Source organism: Streptomyces xylophagus (assembly GCF_000716435.1).
Lineage (GTDB): Bacteria > Actinomycetota > Actinomycetes > Streptomycetales > Streptomycetaceae > Streptomyces > Streptomyces xylophagus.
The window spans coordinates 312,066-326,005 of sequence record NZ_JNWO01000021.1 but is presented as its reverse complement, the minus strand read 5'-3'; the positions used below and the strand labels follow the sequence as shown (position 1 = coordinate 326,005).

Genomic DNA, 13,940 nt, shown 5'->3' with positions numbered 1-13,940 from the left:
ACTCATTCTCCGGATCATCCGTCCCCCTTGGCCACGTCCAGGACACCGGGCAACGCCCGGAGGAACGCGTCCACTTCGTCGTCGCCGAGGTTCAGCGGTGGCATCAGCCGTACGACATCGGGAGCGGGCGCGTTGACCAGGAAACCGGCGTCCTGAGCCGCCTGTTGCACCTGGGGCGCGAGCGGCTCGGTGAGCACGATACCCAGGAGGAGGCCCGCACCCCGGACATAATCGATCAACGGGTGGCCCAGCGACTCGATTCCGTCGCGGATCTTCTCGCTCTGCCGCTTCACGTTCTCCAGCAGGCCCTCGGCCTCGATCGTGTCCAGTACGGCGAGTCCGGCGGCGCAGGCGACCGGATTGCCGCCGAACGTCGTGCCGTGCTGGCCCGGCTGAAGCAGCTCGGCCGCGCGCCCGAAGGCGACGGTGGCGCCGAGCGGCAGCCCGCCGCCGAGCCCCTTCGCGAGGGTCACGACATCCGGCAGGACGCCTTCGTGGGCCTGGTACTCGAACCAGTGCCCGGTACGGCCGATTCCGGTCTGCACCTCGTCCAGGACCAGCAGCGCGCCGTGCGCGGCGGTGATCGCGCGGGCCGCCTTCAGGTACCCGGCGGGCGGTACGACCACCCCGTTCTCACCCTGGATCGGCTCGATGATGACGAGCGCGGTCTCGTCGGTGACGGCGGCCGCGAGGGCCTGCGCGTCGCCGTACGGCACATGCGTGACATCGCCGGGCAGCGGCAGGAACGGCTCCTGCTTGGCGGGCTGGCCGGTGAGCGCGAGGGAGCCCATCGTCCGGCCGTGGAAGGCGCCTTGGGTGGCGACCATGTGCTGACGGCCCGTCAACCGGCCGATCTTGAAGGCGCCTTCGTTGGCCTCGGCACCCGAGTTGCAGAAGAACACCTTGCCGTCCCGGCCGAAGCGCTCCAGCAGCCGTTCGGCGAGGGCGACGGGCGGTTCGGCGATGAACAGGTTGGAGACATGGCCGAGTTCGGCGATCTGCTTGCTGACGGCCTCGACGATCGCCGGGTGGGCGTGACCGAGCGCGTTGACCGCGATACCGCCGACGAAGTCGGTGTACTCGTTGCCCTCGGCGTCCCACAGCTTGGCGCCCGCGCCGCGGACGAGGGGGAGCTTCGGGGTGCCGTAGTTGTTCATGAGCGACCCCTGCCACCGCTGGGTCAGCTCCTCATTCGCGGTCATACGGCATCCCCCTGCTTCTTGCCTGACTTCTTTGCGGACTTCTTCTTGGCGGACTTCGCCTCGGGCAGCTCGTCCGGCACGACCATCGTGCCGATGCCCTCGTCGGTGAAGATCTCCAGCAGGATCGAGTGCTGGACCCGGCCGTCGATGACCCGGGCGGTGGTCACGCCGTTGCGCACGGCGTGCAGACAGCCCTCCATCTTCGGCACCATCCCGGAGCTCAACTCCGGGAGCAGCTTCTCCAGTTGGGAGGCGGTGAGGCGGCTGATCACCTCGTCGCTGTTGGGCCAGTCCTCGTAGAGACCCTCGACGTCCGTGAGGACCATGAGGGTCTCGGCCCCCAGCGCAGCAGCGAGTGCCGCAGCCGCCGTATCAGCATTGACGTTGTAGACATGTCCGTCGTCCTCGCTCCTGGCGATCGACGAGACGACCGGGATACGGCCGTCGTTGAGGAGTGCCTCGATCGCGCCGGTGTCGATCGCGGTGATCTCGCCCACCCGCCCGATGTCGACCAACTCCCCGTCGATCTCGGGCAGATGCTTGGTGGCGGTGATGGTGTGCGCGTCCTCGCCGGTCAACCCGACGGCGAGCGGCCCGTGTTGGTTGAGCAGCCCGACCAACTCGCGCTGCACCTGCCCGGCGAGCACCATCCGTACGACGTCCATGGCGTCCTCGGTGGTGACGCGCAGGCCGGCCTTGAACTCGCTGACGATGCCGTGCTTGTCGAGGGCGGCGCTGATCTGCGGGCCGCCGCCGTGCACGACGACGGGCTTGAGGCCCGCGTGGTGCAGGAACACGACGTCCTGGGCGAACGCGGCCTTCAGGTCCTCGTCGATCATGGCGTTGCCGCCGAACTTGATGACGACGGTCTTGCCGTTGTGGCGGGTCAGCCAGGGCAGCGCTTCGATGAGGATCTGCGCCTTGGGCAGCGCGGTGTGCTTGCGAGTAGTGCTCATGACGAGTACGCGCTGTTCTCGTGGACGTAGTCGGCGGTGAGGTCGTTGGTCCAGATCGTCGCGGTCTCGGACCCGGCGGCCAGGTCGGCGACGATGTGCACCTCGCGGTAGCGCATGTCGACCTTGTCGCGGTCCTCGCCGACTCCCCCGTTCTTGCAGACCCACACACCATTGATGGCGACGTTGAGCTGGTCGGGTTCGAAGGCGGCCTTGGTCGTGCCGATCGCGGACAACACCCGTCCCCAGTTGGGGTCTTCGCCGTGGATGGCGCACTTGAGGAGGTTGTTGCGGGCGATGGAACGGCCCACCTCGACGGCGTCGTCCTCGCTCGCGGCGTTGATCACCTCGACCTTGATGTCCTTGCTGGCGCCCTCGGCGTCCCGGATCAGCTGCTGGCCGAGGTCGTCGCAGACAGCACGGACGGCCTCGGCGAACTCCTCGTACTCCGGGGTGACTTGGGAGACACCGGAGGCGAGCAGCAGCACGGTGTCGTTGGTGGACATGCAGCCGTCGGAGTCGACCCGGTCGAAGGTCGTGCGGGTGGCGGCCCGAAGTGCCTTGTCCAGTACGTCACTTGGGACGTCGGCGTCGGTGGTGAGGACGACGAGCATGGTGGCGAGGCCGGGGGCGAGCATGCCGGCACCCTTGGCCATGCCGCCGACGGTCCAGCCGGCCTTGGTGGTCACGACGGCGGTCTTGTGGACGGAGTCCGTGGTCTTGATGGCGATGGCGGCCTTTTCGCCGCCGTGCGCGGAGAGTTGACCGGCGGCGGTCTCAACTCCCGGCAGCAGCTTGTCCATCGGGAGCAGGAGTCCGATGAGTCCGGTGGAGGCGACGGCGACCTCGGCGGCGTTCAGCCCGAGCGTGTCGGCGACCTTCTCGGCGGTGGCGTGCGTGTCCTGGAAGCCCTTCGGCCCCGTACAGGCGTTGGCGCCACCGGAGTTGAGGACGACGGCGGAGACCTGCCCGCCCTTCAGTACCTGCTCGGACCAGAGCACCGGGGCGGCTTTGACGCGGTTGGAGGTGAAGACGCCCGCGGCGGCGAGGCGGGGCCCGTTGTTGACCACGAGGGCCAGGTCCGGGTTGCCGTTCTCCTTGATCCCGGCGGCGATGCCCGCCGCCGTGAATCCCTGTGCTGCCGTCACACTCACGGCGCGACTCCGATCGTAGAAAGCCCGGTGGTCTCGTCGAGCCCGAGGGCGAGGTTCATGCTCTGGACGGCACCGCCCGCGGTGCCCTTGGTCAGGTTGTCGATGGCGCTGATCGCGATGATGCGGCCCGCGGCCTCGTCGTACGCGACCTGCACCTGAACGGCGTTGGAACCGTAGACGGACGCCGTCGCGGGCCACTGCCCCTCGGGCAGCAGATACACGAACGGCTCGTCGGCGAAGGCCTTCTCGTAGACGGCGCGCACGGACTCCGCGGTGACCCCTGGCTTGGCCTTGGCGCTGCAGGTGGCGAGGATGCCGCGGGGCATCGGCGCGAGGGTGGGCGTGAAGGAGACGGTGACGGTCTCACCGGCCGCCTCACCAAGGTTCTGGATGATCTCGGGGGTGTGCCGGTGGCCGCCGCCGACGCCGTACGGCGACATGGAGCCCATGACTTCGGAGCCGAGGAGGTGCGCCTTGGGCGCCTTGCCGGCACCCGAGGTGCCGGAGGCGGCGACGATCACGGCCTCGTTCTCGGCGAGCCCGGCGGCGTACGCCGGGAAGAGCGCGAGGGAGGCGGCCGTCGGATAGCAACCGGGCACCGCGATGCGCTTGGACCCCTCCAACGCGGCGCGGGCGCCCGGCAGTTCGGGCAGGCCGTAGGGCCAGGTGCCGGCGTGCGCGGAGCCGTAGAACTTCTCCCAGTCGGCCGCGTCCTTCAGCCGGAAGTCGGCGCCCATGTCGACGACGAGGACGTCCGGGCCGAGCTGCTCGGCGACGGCGGCGGACTGGCCGTGGGGCAGGGCGAGGAAGACGACGTCGTGTCCGGCGAGGACTTCGGGGGTGGTTTCCTGGAGGACTCGCCCGGCGAGCGGCAGCAGGTGCGGCTGAAGCGCACCGAGCTTCTGCCCGGCGTTCGAGTTGCCGGTCAGGGCGCCGATCTCGACCTCGGGGTGCGCCAGGAGCAGACGCAGCAGTTCCCCGCCCGCGTATCCGCTCGCTCCGGCCACTGCCGCACGTACCGTCATGGAACCCTCCTCTTGGATGGCATGACTATACGTTTCGCTGCACGTTTATGCAATCCAGTGCTGCGGGCCGGCGCGACGTGGTGCCGTCTGCCGAGCGAGAGGCGGTGCCGAGAGGTCGCGTCCGGAACAGACTGCGGGCGGAGCTGCGCCGGAACCCTGAATTCTCGGTCGCTGTGGGTGTGACGGTCACTATCGCTACGGCAGAGGTCCGAGGTCGCCGTTGACAATGGTCTCGGGGATCGGGGGGCGATCCCAGAGAGCGAGGATCTCGTTCGCCAGGGCGACGATCTCGCGCGTGTCCCGGTCGCCGTACGCCTTGATGGCGGCGGCCGAGAGGCTGCGCGGGACAGCATCGGCGTCGAGCAGGACGCGCCATTCCTCCGGTGCGAGTTCGAGGAACTCCAGCCCTGTCAGCCCGGCGATCTCCAGTGGGTCGGCGAGCGTCCCGGGGTAGCCGGAGAGGGTACGCAGGCGTGGCAGCCCGATCACGGGTGCCAGGCTGAAGGGTTCGCCGTCCCAGACGCCGAGGCTCAGCGCCTCCAGTTCGGGGTGGGCCGCGTCCTCGATGCTCCTGACACTGCGGTGGTTGACCCACGCCACGTGGGGGAGCGCGGACTGGCGGCGACCGGAGTACCAGTCCCGTTCCGGATCCTGGACCAGGTCGGTGAGGGACTCGGCGAACAGCTGGGCCCCGACGCTCCGCTCGTGGTCGAGCACGATGATCTGCCCGGTGTGGCCGCACGGGCCCGGCGTCAGGTCGACGGCGACCTGATCCCCGCCGCCGGTGTCGCCGATGACGATCCATCCGGGCGAGCCGACCAGGTCCTGCACTGCGGCGTCCGGCCCGGTGACAGCCGCCTCCATCGCCGCATGCTCCCAACGGAACGAACGGCACGATCTGTCGGCGATGGAGATGTCCTCCAGGGAGCCCAGCTCGAAGCCGACCGCGTCGAAGACGCGCTGCGCCACCTCGTAGTCGTCGCCCCAGTCCGCCCACCGCGCGCGAGTCACCCGGTAGAGCACCTTGATCTCCTCGGGCAGTGCCACTCCCAGGCGGGCATCCGCCGCGGCGATCTCCGCCTCGGTGGCGCCGATCGCCTCGGGTATCCGCTCGCGCAGCGTCCGTTCCAGTAGCGCCAGATCCACGGACGGAGCCGGCCGCGCCCCGGTCACGGCCTCGGGCAGTCGGCGCCACGGCTCGGGCAGCGCCCCCTCGACCAGGAGCAGCGCCCCCGGGTGGGCGTTGCCGATGCCGGGATCCGCAGCCGGGCTGGGATCGAACAGATGAAGCACAGTCTTTCCGCTCGGCGGGATCTCCGCGGTGAACGCGATATGGGCAGCTTCCGCCGCGGTGAGCGCGTTCCGCACCCGCTCGATCGCGTCGAACTCCTCCTGCATGTCCGACACCAGCAGAGCGCGCCCCGGCTGCGGGCGCCGCTGCTGCACGGGCACGCTCCACGAGCCCTGGCCGATACTCCCCGCCACGTTGCCGCCCGGCGCCGCGAGGGTCTCTGTGTGGGCTGTCCGCAAGAGCCGCAGCAGGGGCTCCCAGGTGGCGAAATCATGGAGCGTGGACAACAGGTCCTCCGGCCGGTCGGTGATGACGACGGTGGTGATTATGTCGTCCACCACTGACAGTCCCCTGCTCCGTCCGGGACGCCGAACATGCTCACGCTCAGCTCGTCAGGTGTCCCGCCCACTCGCCGACTGAAACTCTCGGTCGCCGGGGCGCCTAAGATCCCGGGCATGGCACTGCGACCTGTCCAGGTGAACATCAAGGCCGTTGACGACACGGCCGTCGGCCGGTTCTGGGCGGAGGCGCTCGCCTGGCAGGCCAGAAGCGCGGAACCGGGGGTGACCTCCGCTCAGCCCGCCGGCTTCGACTGGCTGGACCCGGTCGCTGTCTGCCTCGACGTCATCGCCGTACCGGAACCCAAGACGGCGACGAAGAACCGTCTGCACCTCGATCTCGCCACCACCTCCGCGGCCCATCAGGCGGAACTGGTCGCACGCCTCCGGGCGCTCGGTGCGACGCCCGTCGACGTGGGTCAGGGCGAGGTGCCGTGGACGGTCCTCGCCGACCCGGAGGGCAACGAGTTCTGTGTGCTGGAACCCCGCGAGATCTACCGGGACACCGGGCCGATCGCCGTGGTGGTGGTCGACTGTGAGGACCCGCGGGCCATGGCCCGGTTCTGGGGCGAGGCACTGGACTGGACCCTGCACGAGGTGACCGACGACCACGCGGTGTTCCGCTCCGCCAAGGGCGTCGGCCCCCATCTCGAGTTCCTCCGCACGCCCGGCGCGAAGACCGTGCCGGACCGCGTCCATCTCGACCTGCTGCGGTACCCCGATGACGACCAGGAGGCGGAGCCGGCCCGGCTGCGGGCCCTGGGCGCCACCGACCTGGACGTCGGCCAGGGCGAGGTCCCGTGGCGGTGCCTGGCGGATCCGGAGGGGCACGAGTTCTGCGTGCTCGCCCGGTCGTCCTGACACCGGCCTTGACGGCATCTCGCGCTGTGCGGCGTCCGCTTACCGGTCAGTGGCGCTCGGCGAGTTCGGCTTCGAGGTGCGCGAGGTGGCGGGCCTCGGCCTCTTTGCGGACGGCGGCGAAACGGCGGTCGACGATCAGTACGGGGATCACCCACAGGTAGCCCCACGCGCTGAAGGAGTCCACGACTCCCGTCTGACGCAGCGTCGTGTTGGTGACGAAGCACAGGATGGCGCTGACCGCCCACGCGGCCGTCCGATGCCGGCCGAGGAGGCGCACCGGCGCGTTCCACGGACCGGACAGCGCCTCCAGGGTCGCGGCGCGCACGGTGGCGGCACGGTCGACGGTGTCGGCGTCCCGAGTGATCGCGCCGTCCCCCTGCCGGAGGTCCTCGGCCAGGGCGCAGGCCTGGGCCTCGGTGTCACGGCCCGGGAGCGCACCTGCCACCGCCCTCATCCTGATGTCCTCCCAGTAGCCCCGTCGGGCCCAGCGCTCGACGGCGGCGAGCTGTTCGGCCTCGGCCGACTCCGGCGCCAGCTCCTTCAGGCGCCGGGAGAGAACGGTGGCGCGCGTGGCTCGGCCGGGGTACTCGAACGCGTCGGCGCGCAGGCACAGTTCGGCGTAGCCGGCGAGGAGTCCGAGGTGGTCGCCGTCGAGCGCGAGCCCCGCCCGGAACGCCTCCTCCGCGCGATCGTCGTGGTCGTCGTCGTCCTCGGCGGCATGCCCGAGGGCCAGCCAGCAGTAGAGATCGGCCTGTGGCCCGAGCTCCTCCAGCCCCTCCTGCGCGGCACGCCGCACGGCCGCGTTTCCCCCGGCCAGGAACAGCTGCTCGCAGCGGTCCTGGTACACGTCGATCGTGGTCGTCCGGCCCATGTGGAATCCCCCTCGCTGACCCCCTCCCCGGGGGCCGGACAAGTGTGCGGTTCGGGTAATCCCCAGGTCAAGCATGATCCAGCGGTTCGGATACGGGTCCCGCTCGCGCGTCCGGGGTGATCCACCGCCGGGCTTGACCTGGAGCGCGCTCCAGGTTCTACGGTTGTCCTCATGACCAGCGGACAGCCCCGCGAGCCCCTCCCGCGGGACCGGGAACCGACCCTGACCATCGCCCAGGTCGCCGAGCGCACCGGCCTCTCGCACGACACGTTGCGCTACTACGAGAAGGCCGGCCTGATCGAGCGGGTCGGCCGGAGCACCGGCAACCAACGGCGTTATCAGGCGGCCGACTTGGCCTGGCTGGAGTTCCTGCTGCGGCTGCGCGGGACGGGTATGTCGATCGCCGACATGCAGCGGTTCGCGGCGCTGCGGGCGGCGGGGAACGTCACGGTCGCCGACCGGCTGGCGATGCTCCGCGAGCACCGCGCCGAACTGGCCGAGCGGATACGGGCGTTGCGCCGCAACGCGTCAGTGCTGGACGACAAGATCGACCACTACCAACGGCTGCTCCTCGACGAGCACGAGATCGAGCACGAGCAGCCGGGATCGGATGAGACGACATGAGCGCGAGCACCACCCGTGAAGAGCGGTTCGCCAGCGGCCTGGAGGTCCTGAAGCGGGTCGACGGCGAGGCCGGGCAGCGGGTCGTCGACTCGCTCGCCGACATCAACCCCGAACTGGGCCACCAGGTAGTCGCCTGGGCCTTCGGCGAGATCTACGACCGTCCCGGACTCGCCCCGCGCGACCGGCAGTTGGTGACGCTGGGCATGCTCACCGCGCTCGGCGGCTGCGAGGCCCAGCTCGACGTGCACGTGAACGCGGCGCTGAACGTGGGCCTCACCCCCGAGGAGATCGTCGAGGCCCTGACGCACTCCGCGGTGTACTGCGGCATGCCCAAGGCCCTGAACGCGACGTTCGCCGCGAAGAAGGTCTTCGCCGAGCGTGGACTGCTGCCGCTGGGACAGCAGCCCACGCCGGACGCGGTGGACGCTACTTCCGCTTGATCCTCAGGAACGTGACGGAGTTGGCCGGGAAGGTGTAACTGAACCTGTCGGCAACCCCCTTGAAGGTGGACACGACCGGCGCGACCGCGGTGGCCGTCTCGCTGTTCACCGCGTCGGGCGCGGCGGCGAGCGTGGTCACCTTCGCCTTGGAGGCGACCTTGGCACCGCCCAGGTCGATCGCCGTACGGGCCGCCGAGGACTGGGCGTTGACGACCTTGACGATCAGGTCACCGGTCTTCGCGTCCTTGGTGACGACCTGACGGAACGGCTCGGCCGGCTTGTCGTCGGTGAAGCTCCCCCACTCCTGCCCATCTAGGTACAGGGTGACCTGACGGCCCCTCACCTTGATGTCGACGTCGTAGGCGCGGCCCGTCTCGATGGTCCCCGGCTTGGCGATCAGCGTCGACTTGCCGCCGTCCACGGCCTGTTCGACGGCGGTCTGGGTGTTGTTCCAGCCGCCCAGGTTCCACCAGTAGTAGTTGCCGGTGTCCTTGACACCGAACGCGACCAAGAAGCCTTCCTTTCCTGCCTTCTTCGTCGCCTTCACGTGCAGGTCGTAGTCGTGCCAGGCCGGGTCGCCCGCCGACACCATGGTGTTCTCGGCGGCGGTGTCGGTCTGCACGTACTGCCCGTCCGCGAGGCTCCAACTTCCGCCTCCCGTATGGGTCCACCGGGAGGCGTCACCGGAGAAGTCGTCGGAGAGCAGCGCCGAACCGTCTTCCGCCGTCACCTTCACATCGTCGTACGCCGCGCTCGTCGCCCAGGTCGACAGGCCGACCGCGCCGGAGATCGGGGCGACAAGTGACGGTGTGCCGGTGGCAGTTGAGGGCACCACCCGGGTGCCGACGTTGGTCATGAACAGCTTCTGGACCTCGTAGTTGGCGGAGCCCCAGGAGGCGTGGTTGTTGAACCACACGAGGTCCGGGCGCCACTGGACGTAGTCCTCGTTGGCGAACAGGGGGGCGTACGAGGCGAGTTTGACGACGTCCGCGTTGCGTTCCAGGCCGGTCATGTAGGCGGCCTCGGCGAGGCCGTTCTTGAACGCGTTGCCGCCGGAGGCGTATTCGCCGAGGAAGACCTTCGGGCCGGTGCGGTCGTAGGAGTCGTAGCGGTTGTTGTTCTGGAGGAACCACTGCGGGCTGTTGTAGTAGTGCTCGTCGACCATGTCGACCTTGGCGTCCTTGTTGAGCTGCCAGGCCGTGTCGAAGGTCGAACCGCTGTCGTCCGGGCCCGCGTTGGAGATCACGGTCATGTACGGGTACGCGGCCTGGATCGCGGCGCGGAACTGGGTGAAGCGGGCGAAGAACTCGGTGGGGAGGTTCTCCTCGTTGCCGACCTCGATGTGGGTGAGGTGGAAGGGCTTGGGGTGGCCCATCTCGGCGCGCTTCTTGCCCCAGGGTGACGTCACCGGTCCGTTGGCGAACTCGATGAGATCCAGGGTGTCCTGGATGTGCCGCTTCAGCAACGCGGGGTCGTCGACGGCCTTGTTCTGGCCGCAGCCGGTGACCAGGGCGGGTACGACGGGCAGCGGCATCGCGCCGATGTCCTCGGCGAGGCGGAAGTACTCGTAGTAGCCGAGGCCGTAACTCTGGTTGTAACCCCAGAAGTTGGAGTTCGTGGCGCGTGTCTCGACCGGGCCGATCGTGTCCTTCCACTGGTACGAACGCTTGCGCTGGTAGCCGGAGGCCGCGCTGTAGTCCTGCATCGAGCCGGTGTTGACCAGGCAGCCGCCGGGGAAGCGCACGAAGCCCGGGTGCAGGGCGGCGATCTTCTCGGCGAGATCCTTGCGCAGGCCGTTCGGCTCGTGCTTGTAGGTGTCGCGGGGGAAGAGGGACACCATGTCGAGGGCGGTCGCGGCGGAGGAGGCGACGGTGAGGCGGCCCGCGGTGCTGGTGCGGGTGGCGGTGAACGTGGCCTTGTACCGGGCCCAGCCGCTCTTCTTCACCTCCACCTGGCGGGCGGTGGCCAGTGTGCCGCCCGCGTCCTGCAGGCTGACCCCGAGTGTGGTGCCGGCGTCGGCGCGGGCCCAGACCGAGAAGTCGTACTTCTTGCCGTCCTCGACGGCGATGCCGGTGTTGTAGCCGGCGTTCGTGACGGACGAACCGGCCGTCAGGGAGAGGTAGTTGCGGTTGGTCTCGTTGAGGCGGCCGGCGTCGTTCACCACCTGGGCCGTTCCGGCGACCGTCCAGGCGGTCAGCGGGGTGTACGACTTGTTGTCGTCGGTGGAGTACTCGAAGGACCGGTTCTGCACGAGCTCGGCGTACAGGCCGCCGTCGGCCGCGCGGTTGATGTCCTCGAGGAAGACGCCGTACATCGTCTTGTCGATCCTGGCGCCCTCGGCCGACGGGTCGACGGTGATCGCGTAGTCGGTGACGTCCTCGGCGTGGGCGGGGACGGGGACGACGGCCGTCGCCAGCAGGAAAGCGCTTGCCCCTAAGGCAAGTCTCAGGCGGGTGCGGCTGGTGCGTGACATGGATACTCCGCGGCTCTTGAAGTTGCTCTGAAGTTGTTCGAAATATCAGACGTCGGTCAGCACTTCGAACGGCAAGATAGGCAAGGGTCGTGAGCACGTCAATGGGACCGGCGGGTGGGGGGACGTAAGGTCGATGGCATGTCCGCACTGCTGCCCGCCCTGATCGTGTTCGGCTGCCTGGCCGCCGTCATGGGGTTCTTCGCCTGGCTGGCACGCGTGATCCGGCGGCACGGCGGGGCGGGCGGCGGCGTGGGCGCGGCATTGGCCGCCTACGAGGAGGCCTTCCGCGCCACGAGCCACGCCTCGCACCACGAGATCCAGGCCCAGGCGGAGCGGAAGGCGCCTGCCGACTCGCCGGACGGGTGGCGTCGGCGGCGCGGGAAGGGGTGATGATGGGCGAGTTCTGGCCAGTGCCGGATGTGCTGACTTATCTGTCCGGAACCTGGCGGGTGCGGCGGTCGGTGCGGGATCTGGCGAACGGCGACGAGGGCGACTTCTCGGGCACGACCGTCTTCAGCGCACTGCCTGAAGGCGGCCTGCTGCACGCCGAGTCGGGCACCTTCACCTGGCAGGGCATGGCCCGCCCCGCCGAGCGGACCCTACGGTTCCTGCCGGGCGGTACGCCCGGCACGGCCGACGTGCTCTTCGGCGACGGGCGGCCCTTCCACGACCTGGATCTGACCTCGGGGCATCATGTCGCCGACCATCCCTGCTCGGCGGACCTGTACCGGGGCGAGTTCACCGTGCTGGACGCGGACCACTGGCGGACGGTGTGGCGGGTGGGCGGGCCTGCGAAGGATCTGGTGCTCAGTACGGGGTACACGCGCGTGGGCTGAGCGGCGATGGGTGTGGTGGCTCCGGGCGGGGGTGGTGGCGGCGGGGCAGGGGTGCGCGGGCCTTTGTGAACCAGGTTGGTTTCAGGCGGTGTTGGCACCGGGTCGCGCGCGTGGGAGCTGGAGACAGAGCGCGGTGGCCGTGGCTGCTCGGTGCGTGCCCGGATCTCTGCGCGCGGGGCGCGTCGACGAGCCCTGTCCGCTCCACGCGGAGTCCACACCGGGGAGCGTGCGAAGTGAACCTCAGCGCATCAGTCCGGTTCCGGGCAGAGTTGTATCGGGTTGCGCGTGCGCGGGCTGGATGCAGAGCGCGGTGGCCGTGGCTGCTCAGTACGTGCGCCGATCTCTGCGCGCGGTAGCTGCGCGTCGGCCAACCCGGTCCACTCCACCAGAAATCCGCACCGGTTCCGGTTCCGGTTCCGGGCAGAGTTCGCCCGGAGTTGCGCGTGCGCGGGCCAACCGGAGAGCGCGGCGGCCGCTGCCGCTCACGCGTGTACCGATCTACACGCGGATGCCTCAGCACCGGCCAACCCGGCCTATTCCGCGCGGAGTTCGCATACACAACACCCGCATGAAGCAGGCGCGGGCGAACCCCGCCGGTACCGGCCGGAGTTCACGCCGGCCACGCACGCATGGGCCGAGCGGCAACAACCCCGGGCCGATCCACCCGGCGTAAGCACGCTTGCCCTGACTTCGACGAACTCGGTTGGCCCTACCCGGAGTTGACCCGGGCCTACGTCCGCGTGGGCTGCACCGCCGCCCCGTCGAAGCGCAGGTTCCAGCGGCCCGCGTGGCCGGTGACCGTCGTTGTCGACAGGGGGCGTACGTCGATGTTCCAGTAGGTCGAGGGCGGGGCCTTGAGGGCGTAGACCAGGGCGGCGCGGATGACGGAGGGTTCGGCTACGGCGACGATGCGGCCGCCGTCGTCGTCGGGTCGGGTGTCCAGCCAGCCGCCCACGCGGGAGATGAAGGACAACAGTGACTCGCCGCCGTGCGGGGTGGAGCGCGGGTCGGCGAGCCACGCGTCCACCAGTGCCGGCTCACGGGCCATCGCCTCGCCGAGTGTCAGGCCGCGCCAGCGGCCCATGTCGCAGTCCCGCAGGGCGAGTTGCACCAGCGGGGTGTAACCGAGGCCGTCACCGGTCGTCCGGCTGCGCGGGGTCGGCGAACAGTAGCGCAGCTCCGCCGCCGCCAACGGCAGCAGAACCGGGGCGGCGCGCTGCACCTCGTCCCAACCCGCCTGGTCGAGCGGGCGGTCGTCCTCGAAGCGCTCCGCGAGCAGCGGCGAGCTGCGCGCGGCGGCGACGAACGTGACCCGAAGTTGCATGCGGCGATCGTGATCCCGCCGAAGTGCGCAGGTCAAGGGGGACCGGATGAGAGTTACCCACGGTGGGCGAAACCTTACTTCACGGTCAGGACCAGGCGGACAAGTCACTCGAAATACAGGGCCATCCACTGGTCGGGCCGCGCCAGTGGCTTGAACCCGACCTTCTCGTACACCCCGTGGGCGTCGTGCGTGGCGAGCAGGATCCGGCGCAGTCCGAGCGGCCGCAGCTCCTCCCGTACGGCGCCGACGAACGCCGTGCCGATGCCCTTGCCGCGCGCCGACGGCGCCACGTACACATCGCACAGCCACGCGAACAGCGCCCCGTCGGTCACCACGCGCGCGTAGGCCACCTGCTCCCCCGAAGCGGTGTCGTACACCCCGTAGTTCAGCGAGGACGCGACCGCGCGCTCGTGCTGCTCGCGGGGCCGGTCCTTCGCCCAGTAGGCGTCGGTGGACAGCCAGTGGTAGGTGCGGTCGATGTCGACGCGGGCGGAGTCGGCGGAGAACTCGTAGCCGTCGGGGAGGCTCGGGATGTCGTTCATGGCGGG

At 69.7% G+C, this 13,940-nt stretch carries 14 protein-coding genes; 5 read left to right on the top strand and 9 right to left on the bottom strand.

The features are described from left to right. Nucleotides 1–14 precede the first annotated feature (14 nt). From OO70_RS37780 to OO70_RS37760, 5 genes are all read right to left on the bottom strand, one after another. Nucleotides 15–1,202 (bottom strand): acetylornithine transaminase, encoded by a 1,188-nt coding sequence (locus tag OO70_RS37780; protein ID WP_043681868.1) that lies wholly within the window; start codon nucleotides 1,200–1,202, stop codon nucleotides 15–17. Beyond that, the gene (argB, locus tag OO70_RS37775; RefSeq protein ID WP_043681865.1) at nucleotides 1,199–2,158 is read right to left on the bottom strand and encodes an acetylglutamate kinase; all 960 of its coding nucleotides are present in this window, start codon (nucleotides 2,156–2,158) and stop codon (nucleotides 1,199–1,201) included. Before argB ends, OO70_RS37780 begins: the two co-directional genes overlap by 4 nt. Next, a complete protein-coding gene (gene argJ / locus OO70_RS37770; protein ID WP_043681861.1) occupies nucleotides 2,155–3,309 on the bottom strand; it encodes a bifunctional glutamate N-acetyltransferase/amino-acid acetyltransferase ArgJ in 1,155 nt (384 codons plus the stop codon). The genes argB and argJ overlap by 4 nt, the downstream gene beginning before the upstream one ends. Continuing rightward, the gene (argC, locus tag OO70_RS37765) at nucleotides 3,306–4,334 is read right to left on the bottom strand and encodes an N-acetyl-gamma-glutamyl-phosphate reductase (RefSeq protein ID WP_043681859.1); all 1,029 of its coding nucleotides are present in this window, start codon (nucleotides 4,332–4,334) and stop codon (nucleotides 3,306–3,308) included. Before argC ends, argJ begins: the two co-directional genes overlap by 4 nt. A gap of 195 nt (nucleotides 4,335–4,529) precedes the next feature. After that, nucleotides 4,530–5,912: an SMI1/KNR4 family protein gene (locus OO70_RS37760; RefSeq protein ID WP_043682037.1), complete on the bottom strand. Its 1,383-nt coding sequence runs from the start codon at nucleotides 5,910–5,912 to the stop codon at nucleotides 4,530–4,532. Nucleotides 5,913–6,080: 168 nt separating this feature from the next. On the opposite strand from OO70_RS37760, the gene OO70_RS37755 reads away from it, so the two are divergent. After that, complete coding sequence (locus tag OO70_RS37755; RefSeq protein ID WP_043681856.1) at nucleotides 6,081–6,824, top strand: VOC family protein; 744 nt, start codon at nucleotides 6,081–6,083, stop codon at nucleotides 6,822–6,824. 46 nt (nucleotides 6,825–6,870) lie between these two features. Here the strand turns inward: OO70_RS37755 and OO70_RS37750 are convergent, their stop codons facing one another. After that, nucleotides 6,871–7,695 carry a hypothetical protein gene (locus tag OO70_RS37750; RefSeq protein WP_043681853.1) on the bottom strand — a complete coding sequence of 275 codons (825 nt, stop codon included), beginning with the start codon at nucleotides 7,693–7,695 and terminating at the stop codon, nucleotides 6,871–6,873. Nucleotides 7,696–7,866: 171 nt separating this feature from the next. Between OO70_RS37750 and OO70_RS37745 the strand changes: the two genes are divergently transcribed. Together OO70_RS37745 and OO70_RS37740 are read left to right on the top strand one after the other, a co-directional pair. Beyond that, on the top strand, nucleotides 7,867–8,319 hold the full coding sequence (locus OO70_RS37745; RefSeq protein ID WP_043681851.1) for a MerR family transcriptional regulator: 453 nt from the start codon (nucleotides 7,867–7,869) through the stop codon (nucleotides 8,317–8,319). Then, nucleotides 8,316–8,759, top strand: a complete 444-nt coding sequence (locus tag OO70_RS37740) for a carboxymuconolactone decarboxylase family protein (protein WP_043681849.1) — start codon at nucleotides 8,316–8,318, stop codon at nucleotides 8,757–8,759. Before OO70_RS37745 ends, OO70_RS37740 begins: the two co-directional genes overlap by 4 nt. Here the strand turns inward: OO70_RS37740 and OO70_RS37735 are convergent. Further along, entirely contained in the window at nucleotides 8,746–11,232 is a 2,487-nt protein-coding gene (locus tag OO70_RS37735) for an alpha-L-arabinofuranosidase C-terminal domain-containing protein (RefSeq protein WP_043681846.1), read from the bottom strand. The genes OO70_RS37740 and OO70_RS37735 overlap by 14 nt on opposite strands. 138 nt (nucleotides 11,233–11,370) lie before the next feature. On the opposite strand from OO70_RS37735, the gene OO70_RS37730 reads away from it, so the two are divergent. Then, nucleotides 11,371–11,622 carry a hypothetical protein gene (locus OO70_RS37730; protein ID WP_043681843.1) on the top strand — a complete coding sequence of 84 codons (252 nt, stop codon included), beginning with the start codon at nucleotides 11,371–11,373 and terminating at the stop codon, nucleotides 11,620–11,622. Between the two features lie 2 nt (nucleotides 11,623–11,624). Then, nucleotides 11,625–12,068: a DUF6314 family protein gene (locus OO70_RS37725; protein WP_043681840.1), complete on the top strand. Its 444-nt coding sequence runs from the start codon at nucleotides 11,625–11,627 to the stop codon at nucleotides 12,066–12,068. A 730-nt stretch (nucleotides 12,069–12,798) separates the two neighbouring features. Here the strand turns inward: OO70_RS37725 and OO70_RS37720 are convergent. Continuing rightward, on the bottom strand, nucleotides 12,799–13,392 hold the full coding sequence (locus OO70_RS37720; protein ID WP_043681838.1) for a histidine phosphatase family protein: 594 nt from the start codon (nucleotides 13,390–13,392) through the stop codon (nucleotides 12,799–12,801). A 104-nt stretch (nucleotides 13,393–13,496) separates the two neighbouring features. Continuing rightward, entirely contained in the window at nucleotides 13,497–13,934 is a 438-nt protein-coding gene (locus OO70_RS37715) for a GNAT family N-acetyltransferase (RefSeq protein ID WP_043681835.1), read from the bottom strand. Nucleotides 13,935–13,940 lie beyond the last annotated feature (6 nt).